Here is a 17,921-nt window from a genome sequence, read left to right on the forward strand (position 1 = left end):
CTGTTCCCCGCCTTGCGAGCGGGAATGCGCGCAGGCCTTGAACAGCTTCTTGCAGAATAAGTCGGCGCGCGCCGCCGCTTATATCGCCGGCTCAGGCTCCACCTCGACTAGCCAGGCCCGACGCAGCGCGGCCACGGCGTCGGCGAAGGCGGTGGCGGCTTCGTCGATGCCGCCGGCCATGTTGAAGAAGCCGTGGATCAGCCCCGCTTGCCGCTCGCAGCGGACCTACACGCCGGCGGCCGCCAGCTTGGCGGCGTAGGCCTCGCCCTCGTCGCGCAGCGGATCGAAGCCAGCGGTTTGAATATAGGCCGGCGGCGCGCCGTCCAGCTCGTCGAACAGCGGCGATACCTGCGGATGGCGCAGCTGGCCACCGCCGGTGTAGTGGCGCACGCACCAGTCCATGGCGGCCCGCTCCAGGTAGAAACCGTCGCCAAAACGCTGGATGGAAGGAAAGCCGGCGCTATTGTCCACCACCGGATACCACAGCAGTTGCAGGCGCGGCCGCGTGGCGTCCCCGCGCGTGGCCAGCGCCACCACGGCGGCGAGATTGCCTCCGGCGCTGTCGCCGCCCACCGCCAGCCGCTCCGGATCCATTCCCCAGGCGACGCAGTCCGCCGCCAGCGCGCGGAAAGCGTGGATGGCGTCCTCCACCCCGGCGGGGAAGGGATGTTCCGGCGCCAGCCGGTAATCCACCGAGATCACCTGGCAATGCACGTCGACGGCCAGCGCGCGGCAAGGCAGGTCGTGCGATTCGATCGAGCCCACCACGAAGCCGCCGCCGTGATAGAACACCAGCGTCGGCGCCGGCAATGCCAAGCCCGCTGGCCGGTAGCTGCGCACGCGGATCGCGCCGGCGGGCCCCGCCAGCGCCGCGTCCTCGACCAGCACGCGTTGTGGCGTCACTTGGGCCAGCAAGCCTCCTTCCCAGTCCAGCTCACGCCGCGCGGCAGCCACACCGAGACGATGCCAGCCGCGCTTGCGGCCCAAGCGCCGCAACCGCAGCACCAATTGCAACTGAGGGTTCAGTGTCAGCCCGTCGACTCGGCATGGCGTGCCGGCCAGCGCCTTGAGCAAGGGGCCGGGCAGCCGCAACGCGCGGCGCGCCAGCGCTCGCTCCAGTCTTTGTGCCAGCGTCGGCGTCCTCATCGAGCCAGCCCTGCGAATTGATATGCCAAAGGAATTGAAACTAGATACCAAGCACCGCTGAAGGTATGGAACGTTACGCGCGACTGGAATGGATGAAGCGCGATCCGGTGGTACGCCACTGCCGGCAGTCAGCGGTGCCGCTGATCTGGCACCGCGGCCGCTTTGAGGACGAAGCCGCCCAGCACCTGTTCGAAGAAGCGCCCGCCTACGGTGTTTCCGCCGGCGTGGCCGCCTCTTTGCGCGGAGTCGGCCGCAACCAGCAGATGATGATGACCGTGGCCTGCGACGCCCGCGCCGACGCGCGCACCGACCAATGGCTGCAAACGCTGACGCCGACAGTGCACTTGCTGTGCTCCTACGCTTACGAGGCCGTCTGCCGTATCGAAGAGGCCAGCCAGGCCACCGCGGTCAACCTGACCCAGCGCGAGCACGAATGCCTGCGCTGGGCCGCCGCCGGTAAAACCTCCTGGGAAACCTCGCGCATCCTGCGCTGCTCCGAGTCCACGGTAAATTTTCATATCCGCAACATCATCAACAAGTTGAAGGTATCCAACCGCAGCCAAGCCGTGGCCCGAGCCTTGGCCCAAGGCTTGATCCCCCCTGATTCAATCAGCTAGTACCACGCCGGCAATGGCCACAGAAGGGTTAACTAGACCTTGCAGTTCCTGACGCCTGAGCTTGCCACTGGGCGTGGTGGCGATGTCGGCCACCAGCTCAATGCGGCCTGGACGCAAAGCCTTGGGCCACAATTCGTGCTGAACACGCCTCAGCAGGTCCTCCACCAATGCGGCACCGCTGCAACCGCTGCCCGTGGTCACCACGTAAGCGCGCAGCCGGGTCAGCCCTTCAGCGGTGACCACCGGCAACGCCGCCGCCTTCAACACCCGCTTGTCGTCCAGCAGGAAAGCTTCCAGCTCCTGCGGGCTGACCCAGTAGCCGGCCACCTTGATGCGTTCGCTGTCGCGCGAGACAAAACTCAGGCCCTCGCTGGCGCGCACGAACAGATCGCGGGTGGGGAAACTGGCCGGCGCCGTTTCGATGGTGCCGGCTTCGCCGGGCCGCAAATAGCCCAGCATCATACAGCCGCCGGACAGGTCCAGGGTGAAGGCCTCGGACGGCGCGTCGGCGTCTCCGGCATGCGGCGTTTCCAGGTAACGGAAGCCTTCGACGCGACGCAGGCCGGCACCGCCGTCGACGGTTTCGGACAGATAGGGCGCGAAGGTTTCGGTGGTGCCGATGGAGTCCAGCATCCGCGAACCGGTCCAGGCTTCCCAGCGCTGACGGATCGCCGGCGGCAGGCGTTCGCCGGCGGAAAAGGACAGCCGCCGCGCGCTGAAGTCGTAAGCCCGCTCCGCCCGCGCCATCAGCAGGTGGTACAGGGTGGGCACCGCCAGGAAGGCGGTAACGGATTCGGCTTCGATGGCGTCGAGAAAATCGGCGTGACGCCCCCATTCCGGCAGCAGCACCGCGCTGGCGCCGACGCTGAGCGGCGCATGCAGCCCCTGTAGGCCGAAGGAGAAGAACGGCCCGGTGCTGGCCAGCACCCTGTCCTCGGCGCACAGTCCCCACATCGGCCGGGTCACGGTGCGCTCGAACTCCCAGAACGAGCGGTGAGAATGCGCGCACAACTTGGGCCGGCCGGTGGAGCCAGAGGTGGCGAGCACCAACGCCGGGCTCAGATCGAAACTGGCTTCGATGTCCCCGACCGCGTGCGCCGCCGTCGGCGCGCTCTTGCGCGCCGCCAGCGTCGCCAGGTCGGTCATCGCTTCGGCGCGCGGCTGGCGCGCGGTGCGGTCGGCCAGAATCAGGTCCGGGTCATAGCTTTGCCACAGGTCTTCATAGTGTTCGGCCGGCAGATCCGGGTGCACCATGAAGGCGAGCCGCTGCGAACGCATGGCCGCCAGCCAGTAGATCACCGTCTCCAGCGTCGCCGACCCCACCAGCGCCACGCGCTGCCCCGGGCGGCGGCCGGCAAGCAGGAGATCCAACTCGCGCGCCGCCGTCAGGCTCAAGGCCTGCAATTGGCGATAGCTGAGGACGCGGCGGCCTTCCGCGCCGCGTTCGATCAGGGCGACGCAATCGCCGCGCCCGGCGCGCACATGGCGGTCCACCATCAGGTCGACGCAACCGGGGCTGGAGTCAATAGACATGTCTTGAACCTCGCAAATTTGAAAATGCGGGCCGCCGTTGGCGGCGCGCGCTCAGCTTTCCAGCGCTTCGGCTTCCGGCTGCGCTAGGCGGCGGTAGTCCAACACCGGCACGCCGCAGCGGGTTGGCGCCGACAGGGCCTGCGCCCGAATGTCGAGCAGGGCAAACAAGCGCCGCACCGTCGGGGTGGTAACCATCACATAGCGATGGATCTCGCGTTCCCGGGCGAAACCGGCCAGTTGATGTAGCGCGGCGCGGATATGCTCCAGCCGCTGCGCGTGGTCACAACAGGAGCCGTCCAGGTTCAGCGCGAAACGGGAGATTTCCCAAGCCTGCGCGTCGGCTGGAATCGACCGGCCGGCCAGCAGCGACGAAAACACGTCGCGCAACATATTCGGCCCCAGCGTCGGCAGCAGCCGCATACAGCCCTGCACCCCGCCGCCGCGGCTTTTCATCAGCAGATAATGCGGATCGAGCTCATCGTAGACATCCCGCTCCATGCCGTTTTCCACCCGCACATCCCAACCCATGCGGTCGTAAAAAAACCGGGCGCGCAGCCGCAGCATGTTTTCAAGGTCAGCCACCGGCAGCAGCTCACGCCGGACAATCTGCACATTCAAAGCGGAACCATTCATTCGACACATCGCTTTCCACATCGCGGGACAGGCCGCGCCGGACTCCAAACCGCGGGCGCGGACCCGGATTCATAAAATATTCATTTTTTCTTTCATTAGCTTGCGGGTCGAATCGAACAGCAAACCGGGCTGTCCGACCTAGCTTGCATCGTAGGGATGCGGCAGGGGCGGGCGTAAGCTAGCAGAACTGTTAGGTTGGCCAAGGACGAACGGCGCGGTGGCGCTTAGCGCCGGCGGTGATGGTGGAAAGGCGAAAGGCCCGCGTAGCGGGCCTTTAACGCCGGTTTTACGGCACGGAAACGATGGAGCGGCGGTGGAAAACACCGGATGGCCGTCTTGACGCCCCAATCAGGGAGCCCAGCCGGCGACGGCGATAACTGACCCATGGGACAGTGTCTCAGCCAAGTCACCTCAGGAACTTGCCCGCTCCCACGACGGCGGTTCGCCTCCCAGCCGTCTATCGATGAACTCCAGAAAGGCGCTCACCTTGGCCGGCACGTGCTTGCGCTCGGGGAATACCGCATAGACCGCGTGCAAGGGCAAGGGATAGCGCTCCAGCGGTAGCAAGCGTTAGCTGACACACAGCCTAGGCGCACTGACAACGCTAAAGCGGAGGTGCGCGAGCGCCGGACGCGGCCATCCCGCCGCCACCGGCCAACCTCCGCGCTAGACCTACCTGGACGAACTGCCCGACGCTCTGCGCCGAGGCGCTGGCCGCGGCGGCAGTCAACAGCCCGCTGACGCAGGCCTGGCCTTGGCCAGTGGTGGCCAGCGACAGTTTAGTGGTTTTGATGGCTTGCGGCGGTTTCCTGGTCGACTTCATACAGGGATCGCCCACGGGTTTCGCGCGCGACAGCCATCGCCAGCGTTGATAGCACAGCAGCGATCAGCACATAGATGGCGATTGGCGTTGAGCTTTGATATTCCTTGAGCAGGCTGATAGCGATTAGCGGGGCTAGCGAGCCGGCGACGATGGGCGCACTTTGATAGCACAGCGATAGCGCGGTATAGCGCACATGGGTGGGGAAGATTTCGGACACCAGCGCCGCGTAGGGTGCATAGGTCATTGAGTGCACCAGCAGCCCCAGGATGATGGCCAGTATGATCAGGCTGTCCTGGCCGGTGTTCATCAGCGGGAAGGCGATAAAGCCCCACAGGCCTGCCAGCACCGAGCCGGCCAGATAGATCGGTTTGCGGCCAAGCCGGTCGGAGAGATAGCCCATCAGCGGGATGAAGAAGAAATGCAGCGCGTGGGCGCCGAACATCAGCAACAGTATCTGGCTGGTGTCCTTATTCAGCGTCAGCTTCAGATAGGTGATGGAGAAGGTAGTGATGATGTAGTACAGAATGTTTTCCACCAGCCGCGCGCCCAGGCCCACCAGCACGGCGCGCCAGTGATATTTCAGTACTTCGACCAGGCCGGGCTGGCGTTTGGCCTGCTGCTCAAACTTGGCTTGCGCTTGTTTGAAGATCGGCGCGTCGTCAACGCTGCTGCGCACCCAATAACCGATCAGCACCACCACGGCGGAAAACCAGAAGGCAATGCGCCAGCCCCAGGCTAGGAAGTCAGCCTCGGATAAGTTGCTCGACAGCAAGAGCAACACGATGGTAGCAATCAGGTTACCGGCGGGGACACCGGCTTGCGGCCAACTGGCCCAATAGCCGCGACGGTCGGCCGGGCTGTGTTCGGACACCAGCAAGATGGCGCCGCCCCATTCGCCGCCAAAGGCAAAGCCCTGTATCAGCCGCAGTATCACCAGCAGAATCGGCGCGGCATAGCCTATGTTGTCGAAGCCGGGCAGACAGCCCATTAAAAAGGTGGTGACACCCACCATGATCAGGCTGAGCTGTAGTAAATGCTTGCGACCATATTTGTCGCCCAGATGGCCAAACACCAGGCCGCCCAGCGGCCGGGCGAGAAAGCCCACGGCATACAGCGCAAAGGCGGCGATCAGGCCGTCGATCTGACTATTGCCTCGGGCGAAGAACAGCGGGCCGAACACCAGTGCGGAGGCGGTGCCGTACAAAAAGAATTCATACCACTCGGCAATGGTGCCTATCATCGCCGCCGCGACGACTTTGCGCAGGCCGCTGGGGAGGGCGGCGGGCGGCGGGGTGTCGCTGGTATTGGATGTCATGCTGTCTCTCCTCGGTGCTGGTTGTCGTGTTGCTACCTTGCTGTGATGTATTCAATCATCCTAACTGGACCGCCTGGCCGGCGTCGAGCGCACGGCGCTGACCCAGTTGCTGGGCGCTGCGCTGCTTCTGGCCGGGTTGTGGCTGGCCAGACGTCCGCGCACCGGCGCGCGCGCCTGAACCGACGCCGAGAATCGCCGTGCAATGCTTGCTATGCTGAAAGTCCACCCCGCGCGGCTAAAAAACCATGGTTCCACCCCAAGACCCTCATCCCGAGCGCCAGCTGTACCGCGACGCGGACGGCCGCTATTGCGCGCGGCTGGGCGGCTATCAATTCAGCAGCGTCTTCCAGCCTCTGTTCTACCGCAGCGGCGGCGTGTTCGGCTATGAAGCGCTGCTGCGCGTGCGCACGCAAGACGGCCAGACGCCGCCCCCCGACGCCTTTTTGTCCGGGTTGCAGCCGGAACTGGCGCTGGAAGCCGACCAACTGGCCCGGCTGATCCACATCCGCAACTTCGCGCAAAGCGGCCAGTCCGGCTGTCTGAGCCTAAACCTGTTGGCCCAGACAGCGGTGGTGGACAACCACGGCCGCAGTCACCTTCCCCTGCTGCAAGGCCTGCTGGACTCCTTGGAGCTGGACAGCGCCGGCGTAATTTTCGAGTTGCCGGAATACGAGGTGGAACACCACGGCCAACCGTTGATCAACAGCCTGCGCCTGACCGCCGAGGCGGGCTTCGGCCTGTCGGTGGACGACTTTGGCGCGGTGGCCGCGCGTCACGGCAAGGTCAAATCGTTGTGCCCGGACCTGATCAAGATCGACCGCAGCCTGCTGCTGGACTATATGTCCGGCGAACGCCACCGGCTGCCGGTGCTGCTGGAACTGGGCTGGCAGATAGGCTGCCGCATGGCGGTGGAAGGCATTGAGAGCCGGGAACAACATCTGGCCATGCAGGAGCTGGGCGTAGAGCTCTATCAGGGCTTCTATCTGGGCAAACCGGCCGAGTTGCCGGTGACCTGCCAGCTGTGACCGGCGCGGTCCAGCCCTAGGCTGGCCAACGCCAAAGCGGCCAGAGCCGCGCCCAGCCAAACCGGCGCGCGCAGGCTCCAGCCGGCGTCCAGCAGCGCGCCGCCGCCCCAGGATCCCAACATCAAGCCCAGGTTGACCACCGACATGTGCAGGCTGTTCACCATAGGTCCGCTGCCGCCGGTGCGCACTACCCGCGCTACCATCGCCGGATTCATCGGCAAACCAGCCAGGCCCAACAGCAGTACGCAAGCCGCCGCGGCAGCCCGCCATTGCGCCAACAACGCCAGCGCCACCAAAGCAGCCAACAGCGTCAGCAAACCAACGCGCAGCACCCTGCGGGTATGACGATCCGCCCACCTGCCGCTGCATAAATTGCCCGCCACTGTCGCCAGCCCATAACCGGCGAACAGCCACGGCAACGTCGTGGCGTCGAAGCCGCTGATCTGGGTAAACAAGGGCGCCAGGTAGGTGAAGGCGGCGAATACCGCGCCTATAATCAAGCCGCTGCTCAGATAAGCCGCCCACAAGCTGCCACGCGCCAGCCGTCGGCCTTCTTCGCCCAGGCTCAAGGCGCGCGGCGCGGAGCCGGACGGCGTCAGCGCGGCAATGCCCGCCGCGGCCAGCGCCACCATCATCGCCACGAGCCAAAAGCTCAAGCGCCAGCCCCAGTGCTGATCTACCCAGGCAGCCAGCGGCAAGCCGGCCACCGAAGCCAGCATCAAGCCGTTTAGCACCAGCGCGGCGGCGCGCGCCACCCGATGTTCGCCCACCAACTCCGCCGCCAAGGCCAGCGCCACGCCGAAAAAGGCCGATTGCGCCACGCCGCAGATCAGCCGCGACCACAGCATCTGTTGGTAATCTCCGGCCTGCGCCCCCAAAACCTGGCCAGCCAGGAACAAGAGCAACAGACCAATGAGGCTGTGCTTGCGCCGCGCCGCGCGCAGCAGCCAGGTCAGCGCCGGCCCGCCCAGCACGACACTGGCGGCGAAGGCCGACACCAGATTGCCCACCGCCGGCAAGCCGACGCCCAAGGCCGCCGCCAGCGACGGCATCATCCCCGCCACCATGAACTCCGACGTCGCCATCGCGAAAATGCATAAACCCAGCAGATACACCGTTGCCGGCATCGCCGCCTCGCCGCTCTTGCCTGTCATCCCGCTTCTCCCGTATCGCACATGAACGAGGGCTTATGCTAGATTCCTTGGCGACACGGAAAAATAGTCTTCAATTCCATACATAACGGAACTTGATTCCGTAATTTCGAGGCAAACCATGGAGAAAATGAGCGGCATCGAGTTGTTTGCCCACATCGCCCAGCAAGGCAGCCTGGTGGCCGCCGGGCGGCAATTGGGCATTTCCGCCTCCGCCGCCGGCAAAGGCCTGGCGCGGCTGGAGGCGCGCTTGGGCGCGCGTCTGGTTCAACGCAGCACCCGGCGGCTGACCTTGACCTCGGCCGGCGAGCAATACCTGCAACGTTGCCTGCGCATTCTGGACGAAGTGGAAACGGCGGAGCGCGAGTTGCAACAAGAGCAGGCCGCGCCGCGCGGCCAGCTGAAGGTAGGCCTGCCGCACGAATGCGGCGTGCTGGCCCCGCTGCTGGCCGTCTTCATGCAAGACTATCCGGAGATCGAACTGGATCTGGACTACAGCGACCGTCTGGTGGACGTGATAGGCGAAGGCTTCGATGTGGTGATTCGCGGCGGCGAACCGGGAGACTCGCGCTTGAGCGCGCGGCGGCTGGGCGCTTACCGCATGCGGCTGGTGGCCGCGCCGGCCTACTTCGCCCGCTGCGGCGAGCCGGCGTCGCCGATGGATCTGACGAAGCACCGCTGCCTGCATTACCGCTATCCGCGCAGCGGCAAACTGGCGCCGTGGCCGCTGGCCGGCCAGGATGAAGACGCGCCGGCGCTGCCGGTCCATGCCTGCGCCAATACCGGCGACGCGCTGATCCAGCTGGCAGAGCAAGGCGCCGGCATCGCCTGCCTGCCGGACTTCACCGTGCGCCGCCAACTGGCGGACGGACAGCTGCGGGCGCTGCCGGAAGCCTGGGCTGGGCGCAGCGGCGTCCTTTATCTGCTATGGCCCGGTTCGCCCTATCCGCCGCCACGGCTGCGCGCCTTCATCGACTTCTTCGCCAAACGCGGCTTCCCCGGCGGCTGAACCCCGCCGGACTCTGGCTCAGGGCGCCGACACCAGCCGGTCCGCCATCGCCTTGATCGCCCGCATCTGCACCCCGTTCTTCCAGGCGAAATTCACGCCGGTATAGCCGAACCAGTCCCAGCAGCCGTTCGGGTTGCCCGGCGGCATCGCCGTGGTCTGCGGATACAACACGATGATGCGATTGCTATCCGCCCATTCGTTGTAGCCGGCATGGCCGTAGAAAGCGTCACCGACCGCGCCCGCGTACTGGCGGCAACCGTGCAGCGCCACATGCACCTTGCAGGATTCGCCCTCGGCGCAGACGCGCGGCACATAGACATAGCCCTCGTCCGCCAAGCTGCTGCCTGGCGGCGCGTACGGCTTCTGGTCGAAAACCGTCACTTGGCTGCTCAATTGGGCAGCGCGCGGCTGCAAGGGGCCGTAAATCTGCTTCAGGATGGCGCCGGCCTGATCGTAGCCTTCGCCCTTCCAGTCGCAATGGTTGACGTAAGGCGACTTGGTCTCGCCGCAGTCATTGCCGTAAGTGGGCGTAATCTGGGCATGGCCGGCCGGCAGGCCGCGCAGATATTCAATGCGCGCCGCCGGCACCCCCAGCTTGCGGAAATAGCTCTCAGCGCTGTCCACCACCGCCGTCTTCACGGTGTTGTCCTGACTGCCGCTGAACAGATAGACGCGACGCTTGGCCAAATTGGACAAGGGATCGATCTGCCCGCTCAGTGCGAACTGCTGGGTCGCCAATACCAGGCCGCCCACCACCGGCGGCGGTCCGCTCATGCAGGCCGGCGCGCCCGCCAGCGTGCCCTTGGAACAATAATAGGGCCCGCCCGCCACCACGCCGACGCCGCGCACCGAGGCGGAAAACGCCACCTGATACTGCACCGCCATGAAGGCCCCGGATGACAGGCCGGATACCGACGACTGCCGAGCGTCGCCGCGATACGCCGGCAGCGGTTCCGCCGCCGCAACCATCTGCGCCAACGTCAACGCCAGCGCCCCTCCCCACCACCAGCCCAGTTTCAACATAAGCTCTCCTTTCGCGCGAAGCCCACGCTCCGCCTGGATTATGGCGCTGCCCGCCGGCAAAAATCACCCCAATGTCATGCTTGGTCGGCAAATCGGTCAGTCTTTTTCCAGCCCCCAAGCCCTCATAAGAGCCTGTTCAAAGTCTCGCGAGCTAGGGCGAGACAAAGCGAAAACGAGCGAAAAAGCGGAATGTACAAGTGGTACATGAGCATTTTGAACTTGTACTCACCGTACAAGGCCTCACGAAGCGCAGCAGACTTTGAACAGGTTCTTACAGCCACCGGCGCTGTCCCGCGCCGCCGCTATTCCGTACTATCCCAGTTCCATCAATGACAAGAAGAACGGCATGCTACCGCTTCCCGCGCCCCCCATCGCCGGTCTGCGCACCTCGCTGCTGATCGGCCTGACGCTGGCGCTCATCGCCTGCAAAGCCGAGCCGCCGCCGCCCGCCACGAGACTTGACACGGCCAGTTCACCGACCGCCGCCGGCCAGGTGCGCCGCTTGAGCGCCTTGCCGGCCGGCGTCGAACTGCGTGGCAAGTTAAGCGCCGCCTACGGCTGGACGGACAACGCCGGCGAAAACCTGTTGGTGCTGGCGGAGCAACAGGAAGCCCGCGGCGCCGACGGCACCCAAAACGCGACGCTCTACGCCGCGCAATATGTGCTGGGCCAAGACAGGCCGCGAAGGCTGTGGATGCTCAGCGACGGGGTAACGCGTTGCGAGTTCGACGCCAGCGCGGCCTTCGATCTAGACGCCATCGGCTTTCCGGACCTCAACCGCGACGGCGCCTTGGAAACCATTGTCGGCTATCGCAGCGCCTGCGCCAGCGACGTCAGCCCCAATGACTACAAGCTGATCCTTCACGTGGGCAAAACCAAGTACGGACTACGCGGTCTGGACCGCCAAGGCGTGCGCTGGCTGGACCCGGACAGCGGCCACTTGACCGGCCTTCCGCTACCCGACGACTGCAGCCCGCAGGGCCAACGGGCGCTGCAAGCCAAAGGTTGGGAAAAAGACTTCGAACCGCCCTACTTGCCCGGCTGCTACACCGACGAGAACGACTTCACCGCAGCGCCGCCGGTCTTTGCCCGTCACATGCGCCAACAGTGGTTCGCACTCATGCGCCAACAGGAAGAAAGCTGGCTCAAACAACAACATGAATGAGTTCAAGACAGGCTTTCATGCCGCTGACCGTTCGATATACATATCGATAATTCTTACTGAAATAAAATCGGAGCCATCACACACGCGTATCCTAAGGATTTTCATGGCCTCCGATTTTTCCCACCCGCGGCGCGGCGTCCTTCGCTTATGGCTGAGCCCTGCCCTTGCTCTGCCCTTGAGCGCCTGCGCCGCGCCTAAGCAAAATACCGACGCCTCCGTCGAACCCACAGACTAGCAATCTGCCCACTTTGCGCGCCCCCAAGGGGTCGTTAACACTTGTGGCCAGCGGAGGCTGCAACATGCTGTTCAAGGCCGACGCGCCCATGATGATCATGGTGTTGGCTAATCCCCTCCTGGCCAACAACGCCGCTGTACGCGACAAACAGGCCTACGCCGCCGGTTTCGACACCTTCCGCCTGGGCTACTTCAGCTCACTCCATCTGCCGGCTCGTCTGGCACAGCAGCATCCAGCACAACGCTAAGCCGCGCGCGGGGCGCTGGGCGCCAACCCGCAATCCCCTCCCCTATCATCGCAGCCTCCCCGGCGCCCGTGTCCCTGCATTCTCTTGACTCTCACTATGGCCCCCGGTGTCAGCACGCACTCGCACGAAACGTAATTTATTGCAGTAAATAATAAATGTTATTCATTTTAAAATTTACAATCATGGCAATCGATGCCTTTGTTTTGATAGTTTTGTAAATTTCCATACCCGCCAAAAAACCAGGCAAATCCACCTCACGCCACCCCGGTCCGAAACGCAAAAAACCCCAGGGGCGCCACCACGCCATCCTGGGGTTGAATTAAGAACCGCTAACAAAACCTCGCAGAAAAACTGCGCCAAGGCACGCCGACGCGCAGCAAATCGTAAACAGGTTCCAAGTCGCAGAGCGAACGGCTCAATTAAGACTCAGGCCAGTACCCAATTTTCGAGACACCGCGCCTCAATCCACACCCCCGCCTCCCACTCCCTCAACCATGACAAAAGCAAGTATTGGCTGACCTCACTCAACAGTGTTTGCCATGTTTATTCCGACAATTCGCGTTTCAACCAGCCTGATTAATGACGGCTTCAATGCGGTAGCCATCCGGGTCCACAACGAAGGCCGCGAAATAATGACTCCCATAATGGGGCCGTAAGCCCGGCACGCCGTTGCAGCGTCCGCCGTGCAGAAGGGCCGCCGCATGAAACGTACGGACCTGCTCGGGTGTGCCGGCGGCAAAAGCCAGATGAAATCCATCTCCGGGGAGCACGAGCTCCGGCACCCATTTAAGAGACAACTGGTCACCCCCGCCTGCTTTGCAGTACCCCACCGCCGTGTCGTGCTCAAACACCCGGCCGTAGTCCAGAGGGGCTAGTGCCGCATCGTAAAAAGCGCCGGAGCGACCCAAATCGTGAACGCCGAAAGAGATGTGGTGGAGCCTGTTTTTTTCCAATCGATGAGGTTCATATCAATGGCGAGGCAAGCTACCCAGATCGGCATACCGCGCGTCATATGGATTGTCATCCCTCTCCATACGACTCCAAGCCCCACCCACGGCCAAAGCAAAGGCCGCCCGAAGGCGGCCTGTTCTCATGCGGCATGGGTATAACGTCAAGACCACCCCAGCCCGGCCAATTCCTCCGCGCTCAGATGCCGCCATTCGCCCTGCGGCAGTTCACCCAGCTCAACGCTGCCCAAGCTGGTGCGATGCAGCTGTTCCACGCGGTTGCTGGCCGCCGCCACCATGCGTTTGACCTGATGGTACTTGCCCTGAGTGATGGTCAGCAGGATCACGTGGCTGTCCAGCTGTTCGATGCTGTCGGCGGCAAACTCCTCTCCTTCATCATTCAGGTAGACCCCGGTTTGCAGCTTGGCGATGAATTCCTCGCTGGCCGCGTGCTTCAACGTGACCTGGTAGCACTTGGGCACCTGCTTCTTCGGAGAGCTGAGCGCGTGCACGAACTGGCCGTCGTTGGTCAGCAAGATCAGGCCGGTGGTGTCCACGTCCAGCCGGCCCACCGCGGTGATGCCCAGATTGCCGAACTGATACGGCAGCAACCGGTAGATGCCGGGATTATGCTGCGGCTTGTGCGAGGTTTCGTAATTGGGCGGTTTGTGAAACAGCAGGTAGAGCGGGCCGCTGACCACGTCCCAGGGTTTGTCGTCCACCACCAATTGCCGGATGTCGGCCAATTCCACCTGCTGGCGGTAGTTGTCGACGATCTCGCCGTTGAGTTCGACCAGGCCATACTCAATCAGCTGCTTGCATTCCTTGCGGCCGCCAAAGCCTTGTTGTTGCAGTAGTCGGTAAAGTTCCATCACTGGATGGTAGCACACCGCCCCTGGCGCGCCCTCCGCCGTCAGGACACCAGCGGTTGCGCCGGATCCGCCACGCACACCCGGTCGCGCCCCTCTTTCTTGGCGCGATACAAGGCGGCGTCGGCAGCTGACACCACACTGCCGGCATCCGTGCCGTGCAAGGGACACAGGGCCAACCCCACCGACAAGGTGACGCGGATGTCGTGGCCGCCGGCGACGATGGGCAAGGCGCGCACATCGCGGCACAGCTGCTGCGCCTTGACGTGTGCGTCGTCCAGCGATGCGCCGGGCAGCAAGATGAAAAACTCTTCGCCGCCGTAGCGACAGACAATGTCGCCGCTGCGAAAAGCATCGCTCAGATGCGCCGCCAGCGCCGTCAACACCGTGTCCCCGCACTGATGGCCGTACTGGTCGTTGATATGCTTGAAATGATCCGCATCGACCATCAACACCGCAACATCCCGATGCACCGCCAGCATATGACTGAGGATGCGCGGCAAAATGTCGTCTAGGTGGCGGCGGTTGAACAGGCCGGTCAGGGGGTCGCGCAGCGTCTGTTCGCGCAAACCTTGTTGTAGCAGTTCGATTTCGCTCAGATTCTGGCGCAGCGCCTGATTGGCTTGCAGCAAATCCTGCTCCAGCCGTTTGCGCTCGCTAATGTCGTTGATGCCGTTGATCACGAACCAGCCATCGTCGGCGCGAACCACGGAACAGGAAATCAGCGCCCAGAACTCTCTGCCGTCCGCAGCGCGCAACCGCACTTCCCGATCGCGCACGCAGCCGCCTACGCGCAGCAACGAGGACACGCGCTCGCGCTCGGCAGGGTCCACGTAGAAGTCCTGCACCTTCAGCGGCTTCCCGGGCGCAAGACGTTCGCGGAACAACTCCTCGGCGCGGACATTGGCGTAAATCAGTTCACCTCCTTGCAAACGGTTCATCGCCAACGGAAACGGCGCGGCGTCCGCCATCAGCCGCAAGCGCGCCTCGCTGTCCGCCAAATCCCGGGTTCGGGCGCGGACCTTGCCCTCCAACTGGCGGTTAACAACTCGTAGCCGGGCCTCGGTACGGCGCAAATCCACCGCCAACGCTCCAAACACCAGCAGGGTGGATGTCTGGATCAGCATCAGCATGCTGAGGGTCAGCAAAGCCTGCTCTCCGTGACCGAAAGCACCGCGGCCGAACACTCCGCCAACCAAGGCCAGCAACAAAATGCCCAGCGACAAACCATGCGCCAGCCGCAAGCGCTGACGAAACGCGAACCATAGCAAGGGCAGGCTGAAGCAATAAGGCAGCGCGGCGTAGCGCCCGGTGCTGTCGTCTATGCCCAACATGGCCAATCCGGCGGCCAGCAAGGTCAGCCAAGCGATCAGGCCATCCAGCGAGTTGAGCCCGCCCTGGCCTTCTCCAGCCCCAGCGCGCCTCAACAGCAACAGACAAGGCGCCAGGCTGAAGATACCGGCCAGGTCCGCCAACCACCAAGCGATAAAGTGACGACCCAGCGGCAATAAGGGCTGCGGTTGGCCATGCAGCAGGGCCGCCGTGCCGCCCATGGCGGCGATGGCGGCGGCCAGCGCCGCGCCGGCGATGAAGGCCAACACATAGGACAGGCTGTGCAAGGGCAAACGCCGGCCGCAGCGGTAGCGCACCAGCAAGGCGCCCAGCAAGCTGCCCACCGTGTTGGCGCCGGCGATCAACAAGGCGTCCTCCAGCGGTAGCTGGCGCGACGACAGGCTGAACAGCAAGGAGCCCGCAGCCAGTCCCGCGCCGTAGCGCTGGCCGCCGCGCAAGGCGACCGCCATGGCCAGGCCGGCCGGAAACCAGGCTGGCGTCAACCAGGTTTCCGCGTCCATGAAGCCTGCCATCAATAGCCGCGCCAAACCCCAATAGGCCGCGGCGACGCCAAACTGACGCCACGCGGCCGCCAGGAAACCCGCGGCGAAACCCCTCCATCGCTGCATGCCTGTCTCCACCTTCTCTGCGCGCAGCCGCGGCGGCTGACGGACGCGGGAGGCTTTCTCCCGTCCACAAGCCGGATGTGAGCGCGGCCGGTGTTCCAGGCCGTCCCCGAAATGGGGCGCGGGGCGGGAAACGCCGCTTTTTAGTCAATATAGATATTGCGGCGCGATTCCGCCGTCATTTATGGCTTACTAATTTCGTGCGCGCGACAACCGGCTCGCTATCTTGCTGATTCACATCGCGATTGAAGAAATGATACTTATCATCTAAAACGGAATCACCGCTTCGTCATTGCGTTGCGCCACCCCGTAGTCAAACAGGAAGGTCAACGATGCGCTACAGCTCAACTCACAAGACCGAAACCCGTCAACGGATCCTGACCATGGCCTCGCTGCGCTTCCGCGCCGAAGGCGTGGCCAATGTCGGCATCGCCAATCTGATGGCGGATTTAGGAATGACCCATGGCGGCTTTTACGCCCACTTCCACAGCAAGGACGACCTAGTGGCGCAATCCTGTCGCCAGGCGTTGCTGGACATGAACGAGATTTGGCAGGCCCAACTGGAACAGGCGCCCAGCGGCGCCGGGCTGAAACGGCTGGCCAAGGATTATTTGAGCGCGGCGCACAGGGATTTCCCGGACTCCGGCTGCGCCGCGGCTGCGCTGGCCGGGGAGTTGGCTCGTCACGACAAAGCCACTCGCCAGGCGTTTTCCGAGGGATTGCAGGCCTTGCTGCACACCTTGCGCCAAGCGCAACAATGTGACACGGTGGCCGGCGCGCGACCGGCTCTGGCGCCAGAAGCCTGCCTGGCTCTGATGGTGGGCGCCTTGCTGCTGTCTCGCGCCATCTCGGACGAAACACTGTCCGACCGGCTGCTGAAAAGCGCGGCGGCGGCGTTGGCCTTGCAAACACGGGGCTAGCGTCTCGCGGGCAGGGACGAGACAAGGCGAAAACGAGCGAAAAAGCGGAATGCACGGGTGGTACATGAGCATTTTGAGCTTGTACTCTCCGTGCAACGCTCCACGAAGCGCAGCAGACTTTGAACAAGCTTTTAGACGATATCTAGGTGGTCTATGCCTTCCAGCGGGTCGCGCGACTTGGAACCCTCGCTGTAAAGCTTGATCTTCAGCCTCAGGTCGTTAATGGAGTCGGCGTTGCGCAGGGCGTCCTCGTAGCTGATCAGGTCCGCTTCGTACAACTCGAACAAGGACTGGTCGAAGGTCTGCATGCCGGTCTCGCGCGAGCGGCCCATCACCTCCTTCAGACTGGCGATTTCGCCTTTGAAGATCATGTCGGACACCAACGGGCTGTTGAGCAGAATTTCCACCGCCGCCACCCGGCCGCGGCCGCTTTTGATCGGCACCAGCCGCTGAGAGATGATGGAGCGCATATTCAGCGACAGATCCATCAACACCTGCTGATGGCGTTCTTCGGGGAAGAAGTTGAGAATGCGGTCCAGCGCCTGGTTGGCGTTGTTGGCATGCAGCGTGGCCAGGCACAAATGGCCGGTTTCGGCGAACTGCAGCCCATAACCCATGGTTTCGCGATCGCGAATCTCGCCCATCAGAATCACGTCCGGCGCTTGACGCAAGGTGTTCTTCAAGGCGATGTCCCAATCATCGGTGTCCACGCCCACCTCGCGCTGGGTGATGATGGACTTCTTGTGCTGATGCACGTATTCGATCGGATCTTCGATGGTGATGATGTGGTCGTGGTTGTGGCTATTGCGCCAGTCCACCAGCGCGGCCAGCGAGGTGGATTTGCCTGAACCGGTGCCTCCGACGAAGATCACCAGGCCGCGCTTGATCAGCGCGATGTCGCGCAGCACCAGCGGCAGGTTGAGCTGGTCGAAGGTGGGGATTTCAGTGTTTATCTTGCGCAACACCATGCCGGCATGGCCCTGCTGCACATAGGCGCTGACGCGGAAACGTCCCAGACCCGGCGGGTTGATCGCGAAGTTCGCCTCCTTCTTGGTTTCGAACTCCTCGGTCTGCCGGTCGTTCATCACCGCGCGCACCAGTTCCTTGGTGTGCTGGGCGGACAGGGGCTGCGGCGCCACCGGGGTGATCTTGCCGTCTATCTTCATCGCCGGCGGAAAATCGGCGGCGATGAAAACGTCGGAGGCGTTCTTGCCGGTGGCGTGCTTCAGCAGATCCAGTATGAACTTGGAAGCCTGGTCTTTTTCCATGATGAGGTCCCGCGGGTCGCCATTTAAGTGTAGAGCA

At 63.6% G+C, this 17,921-nt stretch carries 17 protein-coding genes; 6 read left to right on the top strand and 11 right to left on the bottom strand.

The genetic code is table 11. The annotated features are described in order from the left end of the window. Window positions 1-225 precede the first annotated feature (225 nt). Window positions 226-1,146: an alpha/beta hydrolase gene (locus GYH29_RS22940; RefSeq protein ID WP_161524444.1), complete on the bottom strand. Its 921-nt coding sequence runs from the start codon at window positions 1,144-1,146 to the stop codon at window positions 226-228. Window positions 1,147-1,211: 65 nt separating this feature from the next. On the opposite strand from GYH29_RS22940, the gene GYH29_RS22945 reads away from it, so the two are divergent. Next, window positions 1,212-1,763, top strand: coding sequence for a helix-turn-helix transcriptional regulator (locus GYH29_RS22945; protein ID WP_161524445.1), 552 nt, complete (start codon window positions 1,212-1,214; stop codon window positions 1,761-1,763). Here GYH29_RS22945 and GYH29_RS22950 read toward each other — a convergent pair. The 4 genes from GYH29_RS22950 to GYH29_RS22960 form a co-directional block, all read right to left on the bottom strand. Next, on the bottom strand, window positions 1,752-3,296 hold the full coding sequence (locus tag GYH29_RS22950) for a class I adenylate-forming enzyme family protein (RefSeq protein WP_161524446.1): 1,545 nt from the start codon (window positions 3,294-3,296) through the stop codon (window positions 1,752-1,754). The genes GYH29_RS22945 and GYH29_RS22950 overlap by 12 nt on opposite strands. Before the next feature lie 51 nt (window positions 3,297-3,347). After that, window positions 3,348-3,929 (bottom strand): acyl-homoserine-lactone synthase, encoded by a 582-nt coding sequence (locus GYH29_RS22955; RefSeq protein WP_161524447.1) that lies wholly within the window; start codon window positions 3,927-3,929, stop codon window positions 3,348-3,350. A 411-nt stretch (window positions 3,930-4,340) separates the two neighbouring features. Beyond that, entirely contained in the window at window positions 4,341-4,472 is a 132-nt protein-coding gene (locus GYH29_RS25065; RefSeq protein ID WP_269473793.1) for a hypothetical protein, read from the bottom strand. Between the two features lie 236 nt (window positions 4,473-4,708). Then, window positions 4,709-6,067 carry an MFS transporter gene (locus GYH29_RS22960; RefSeq protein ID WP_161524448.1) on the bottom strand — a complete coding sequence of 453 codons (1,359 nt, stop codon included), beginning with the start codon at window positions 6,065-6,067 and terminating at the stop codon, window positions 4,709-4,711. A 245-nt stretch (window positions 6,068-6,312) separates the two neighbouring features. Between GYH29_RS22960 and GYH29_RS22965 the strand changes: the two genes are divergently transcribed. Continuing rightward, the gene (locus GYH29_RS22965) at window positions 6,313-7,092 is read left to right on the top strand and encodes an EAL domain-containing protein (RefSeq protein ID WP_019102131.1); all 780 of its coding nucleotides are present in this window, start codon (window positions 6,313-6,315) and stop codon (window positions 7,090-7,092) included. Here GYH29_RS22965 and GYH29_RS22970 read toward each other — a convergent pair. Beyond that, the gene (locus GYH29_RS22970) at window positions 7,047-8,246 is read right to left on the bottom strand and encodes an MFS transporter (RefSeq protein ID WP_232060456.1); all 1,200 of its coding nucleotides are present in this window, start codon (window positions 8,244-8,246) and stop codon (window positions 7,047-7,049) included. The two genes, GYH29_RS22965 and GYH29_RS22970, sit on opposite strands and share 46 nt — an antisense overlap. A 118-nt stretch (window positions 8,247-8,364) precedes the next feature. On the opposite strand from GYH29_RS22970, the gene GYH29_RS22975 reads away from it, so the two are divergent. Then, window positions 8,365-9,252 (top strand): LysR family transcriptional regulator, encoded by an 888-nt coding sequence (locus tag GYH29_RS22975; protein ID WP_161524449.1) that lies wholly within the window; start codon window positions 8,365-8,367, stop codon window positions 9,250-9,252. 18 nt (window positions 9,253-9,270) lie between these two features. Here GYH29_RS22975 and GYH29_RS22980 read toward each other — a convergent pair whose 3' ends face one another. Beyond that, entirely contained in the window at window positions 9,271-10,275 is a 1,005-nt protein-coding gene (locus GYH29_RS22980; RefSeq protein ID WP_081575427.1) for an extracellular catalytic domain type 2 short-chain-length polyhydroxyalkanoate depolymerase, read from the bottom strand. A gap of 346 nt (window positions 10,276-10,621) precedes the next feature. On the opposite strand from GYH29_RS22980, the gene GYH29_RS22985 reads away from it, so the two are divergent. Next, window positions 10,622-11,440 carry a M949_RS01915 family surface polysaccharide biosynthesis protein gene (locus GYH29_RS22985; RefSeq protein ID WP_161524450.1) on the top strand — a complete coding sequence of 273 codons (819 nt, stop codon included), beginning with the start codon at window positions 10,622-10,624 and terminating at the stop codon, window positions 11,438-11,440. Between the two features lie 299 nt (window positions 11,441-11,739). Continuing rightward, window positions 11,740-11,922 carry a hypothetical protein gene (locus tag GYH29_RS22990; RefSeq protein WP_161524451.1) on the top strand — a complete coding sequence of 61 codons (183 nt, stop codon included), beginning with the start codon at window positions 11,740-11,742 and terminating at the stop codon, window positions 11,920-11,922. A gap of 563 nt (window positions 11,923-12,485) precedes the next feature. On the opposite strand, the gene GYH29_RS22995 is transcribed toward GYH29_RS22990, so the two are convergent. The 3 genes from GYH29_RS22995 to GYH29_RS23005 all read right to left on the bottom strand — a co-directional run bounded on the left by GYH29_RS22995 (window position 12,486) and on the right by GYH29_RS23005 (window position 15,699). Next, window positions 12,486-12,875 (bottom strand): VOC family protein, encoded by a 390-nt coding sequence (locus tag GYH29_RS22995; RefSeq protein ID WP_043589328.1) that lies wholly within the window; start codon window positions 12,873-12,875, stop codon window positions 12,486-12,488. A gap of 158 nt (window positions 12,876-13,033) precedes the next feature. Continuing rightward, window positions 13,034-13,741, bottom strand: a complete 708-nt coding sequence (locus GYH29_RS23000) for a pseudouridine synthase (RefSeq protein ID WP_019100948.1) — start codon at window positions 13,739-13,741, stop codon at window positions 13,034-13,036. Between the two features lie 41 nt (window positions 13,742-13,782). Continuing rightward, a complete protein-coding gene (locus GYH29_RS23005) occupies window positions 13,783-15,699 on the bottom strand; it encodes a sensor domain-containing diguanylate cyclase (protein ID WP_161524452.1) in 1,917 nt (638 codons plus the stop codon). A gap of 329 nt (window positions 15,700-16,028) precedes the next feature. On the opposite strand from GYH29_RS23005, the gene GYH29_RS23010 reads away from it, so the two are divergent. Next, on the top strand, window positions 16,029-16,616 hold the full coding sequence (locus GYH29_RS23010) for a TetR/AcrR family transcriptional regulator (protein WP_043589326.1): 588 nt from the start codon (window positions 16,029-16,031) through the stop codon (window positions 16,614-16,616). A 131-nt stretch (window positions 16,617-16,747) separates the two neighbouring features. Here GYH29_RS23010 and GYH29_RS23015 read toward each other — a convergent pair whose 3' ends face one another. Beyond that, complete coding sequence (locus tag GYH29_RS23015; RefSeq protein WP_043589323.1) at window positions 16,748-17,884, bottom strand: PilT/PilU family type 4a pilus ATPase; 1,137 nt, start codon at window positions 17,882-17,884, stop codon at window positions 16,748-16,750. Between the last annotated feature and the right edge of the window lie 37 nt (window positions 17,885-17,921).

The organism is Chromobacterium haemolyticum (assembly GCF_009936155.1).
Lineage (GTDB): Bacteria > Pseudomonadota > Gammaproteobacteria > Burkholderiales > Chromobacteriaceae > Chromobacterium > Chromobacterium haemolyticum.